Origin of the sequence: Albidovulum sp., from assembly GCF_008933605.1 — a bacterium.
Classification (GTDB): domain Bacteria; phylum Pseudomonadota; class Alphaproteobacteria; order Rhodobacterales; family Rhodobacteraceae; genus Albidovulum.
The window spans coordinates 1-2,750 of sequence record NZ_WBUS01000256.1 but is presented as its reverse complement, the minus strand read 5'-3'; the positions used below and the strand labels follow the sequence as shown (position 1 = coordinate 2,750).

The 2,750-nt window shown below is 70.9% G+C and carries 3 protein-coding genes; all 3 read right to left on the bottom strand.

The features are described from left to right. Nucleotides 1-115: 115 nt before the first annotated feature. From F9K34_RS18430 to F9K34_RS18420, 3 genes are read right to left on the bottom strand one after another with little or no spacing between them, the layout of a single operon-like run. Nucleotides 116-754: a uracil-DNA glycosylase gene (locus F9K34_RS18430; RefSeq protein WP_291338559.1), complete on the bottom strand. Its 639-nt coding sequence runs from the start codon at nucleotides 752-754 to the stop codon at nucleotides 116-118. Beyond that, on the bottom strand, nucleotides 751-1,767 hold the full coding sequence (gene trpD / locus F9K34_RS18425; protein ID WP_291338558.1) for an anthranilate phosphoribosyltransferase: 1,017 nt from the start codon (nucleotides 1,765-1,767) through the stop codon (nucleotides 751-753). The genes F9K34_RS18430 and trpD overlap by 4 nt, the downstream gene beginning before the upstream one ends. Further along, nucleotides 1,764-2,357 (bottom strand): anthranilate synthase component II, encoded by a 594-nt coding sequence (locus F9K34_RS18420; protein WP_291338557.1) that lies wholly within the window; start codon nucleotides 2,355-2,357, stop codon nucleotides 1,764-1,766. The genes trpD and F9K34_RS18420 overlap by 4 nt, the downstream gene beginning before the upstream one ends. Nucleotides 2,358-2,750: the final 393 nt, after the last annotated feature.

Below are 2,750 nucleotides of genomic sequence, written 5' to 3'. Positions count from 1 at the left end.
CGCTTGATCTTCTCGAGAATGTCCATGGCCCCTCTTATCCCCCCCCGGCACATGGGAAAAGCCCCTGTTTCCTGGTTGCGGAAGTGCCACGGGCGGCCTCGCCCCCCCGAGGCGCTCAGACCCAAGCGACCGCACTGTCGCCGCGCGCCTCGAGCCAGCCATTCACCCGGCTGAACGGGCGGGAGCCGAAGAAGCCCCGGTGCGCGGACAGCGGCGAGGGATGCGCCGTCTCGATCCTGAGATGGTGCGCCCGGCGCAGGTGGCGCGCGGCGACCTTCTGCGCCGGACCGCCCCAGAGGAGGAAGGCGCGGGGCGCCCGGTCTAGCTCTGCGAGGACCTCGGCCACGAGCCGGTCCCAGCCGATCCGCCCGTGGGCGCCGGGCCGTCCCTCCGGCACGCTGAGCGCGGTGTTGAGCAGAAGCACGCCCTGCCGCGCCCAGTCTCCGAGATCCGTATCTCCCCGCCGGACTCCAAGATCGTCCTCCAACTCCTTGAAGATGTTGCCAAGGCTGTCCAGCCTCCCGGGAAATTCCGCGGGTATCGAGAAGGCCAGCCCATCCGCCTTGCCGGCCGTGTGGTAGGGGTCCTGGCCGAGGATCACGACCCGCGCCGCGGCCGGCGCGCAGGCGTCGAGCGCGGCGAAGATGCGGTGGCGGGGCGGAAAGACGGGACCCGGATCGGCCGCGAGCCGGGCCTCGATTCCGGGCCAGTCGCGGGTGAAGAAGGGCAGGTGGGCCCAGGCCGCGGGGATCATGCCCCCGCGGTCGCAAGCGCCAGCGCCGCGACCTTCGCCCTGGCCCGGCCGCTGTCGATGCTCTCGCGCGCCATGGCGACGCCTTCCTTGAGGTCGGCGGCCTTGTCCGCGACCACGAGCGCCGCCGCGGCGTTCAGGAGAACCGCGTCACGGTAGGCCCCCCCGGCCCCGTCGAGCAGGGCGCGGAACGCCGCCGCGTTCTCCTCCGGGCTGCCGCCGAGGACTGCCTCGAACGGATGGACCGGCAGGTCCGCTTCCTCGGGGTGCAGTTCGAACTCGCGCACCGCGCCGTTCTCAAGCGCCGCGACCCAGGTCGGCCCGCAGATCGAGATTTCGTCGGTGCCGTCGGCGCCGTGGACGAGCCAGGCGGCCTCGGAGCCGAGGGCGGCGAGCGTTTCCGCCATCGGCCTGATCCAGGCACGGGCAAAGGCGCCGGTCAGCTGGCGCTTGACGCCGGCGGGATTCGTCAGCGGGCCGAGGAGGTTGAAGATCGTGCGGGTGCCAAGTTCCGCCCGCGTGGGCATAACGTGGCGGATCGCGGGGTGGTGCATCGGCGCCATCATGAATCCGATGCCGCAGCTTTCGATAGCCTTCTCAACCGCTTCCGGTCCGATCATCACGTTGATGCCAAGCTGCGTCAGGGCATCGGCCGCCCCCGATTTCGAACTGAGGTTGCGGTTGCCGTGCTTGGCGACGACGACGCCCGCGCCCGCCGCGACGAAGGCCGTGGCGGTGGAGATGTTGAGCGTGCCCTTGCCGTCACCGCCGGTGCCGACGATGTCGATGGCCCCCTCGGGCGCGCGCACCCGGTTGCACTTCGACACCATGACCCGCGCCGCGGCGGCAATCTCGTCCACGGTCTCGCCGCGGGTCCTCAGCGCCATCAGGAAGCCGCCCATCTGCGAGGGCGTTGCGGCGCCCTCGAAGAGCGCCTCGAAGGCGCGCTCGGCTTCGGCGCCCGTCAGGGGCCGCTCGGCGGCAAGCCCGATGAGGGGGCGCAGGTCGTCGCTCACGCGGGCACCGTCAGGGGCACCCCTGCGCTTTCGAGGAAGGTCCTGAGCATCCGGTGCCCATGTTCCGAGGCAATCGATTCGGGGTGGAACTGCACGCCTTCGATCGGCAGTTCGCGGTGGCGCAGCCCCATGATCGTGCCGTCGTCGAGCCAGGCGGTGACCTCCAGGCAGTCGGGCAGGGTGGCGCGGTCCACCACGAGCGAGTGGTAGCGGGTGGCCTGGAAAGGCGAGGGCAGGCCGGCGAAGACGCCTTTGCCGGAATGGTGGATCGTCCCCATCTTTCCGTGCACGATCTCATGGCAGCGCACGACCTTGCCGCCGAAGGCCTCGCCGATCGCCTGGTGGCCGAGGCAGACGCCGAGGAGCGGTGTCCGCGTCTCCGCCGCGGCGGCGGTCAGCGCGAGGCAGATGCCCGCCTGCGCCGGATCACAGGGCCCGGGCGAGAGCACGATGGCCGCGGGCCTCAGCTCCATCGCCTCCTGCACGTTCAGCGCGTCGTTGCGGTGGACCACCACATCGGCACCAAGCTCGCCCAGATAATGGACGAGGTTGTAGGTAAAGCTGTCGTAGTTGTCGATCAGAAGCAGCATAGTCCCGCCTTTGCGCCCTTCGGCGCGGCCTTTGGCGCAATCTGGGGGTGATCACGCCCGCGTGTCGGGCTATACATGGTCAGAGCCGCGCGGCCGGGTCAAGGCAAGAAGCGGACGAAAGAGGCAAGGCGTCGGAGGCAGACGTGGGCAGAGGTTATCTTTTCGGACTTCTCGTTGGGGTTGTCGCATCGGCGGCGGGACTTGCCGGCGTGTCGCTGATGGCACCGGTAAGCACGCCGGAGAGGCTGGCCGATGCCGGCGCCGTCGCGCCCTCGGACGCCGGCGGGCAGGCGCCCGAAGCGTCCCCGGCGGCCGTTGGGTCGGAGACCGCCGCACCCGAGGCGACCCCGCCCGAGGCGGCCGCGCCCGAGACAGCGCCCGAGACCGCACCCG

Coding starts and splice junctions, on each gene's coding strand:
- F9K34_RS18430 (WP_291338559.1), bottom strand. CDS start 754: ATGATCCCCGCGGCCTGGGCCCACCTGCCCTTCTTCACCCGCGACTGG.
- F9K34_RS18420 (WP_291338557.1), bottom strand. CDS start 2,357: ATGCTGCTTCTGATCGACAACTACGACAGCTTTACCTACAACCTCGTC.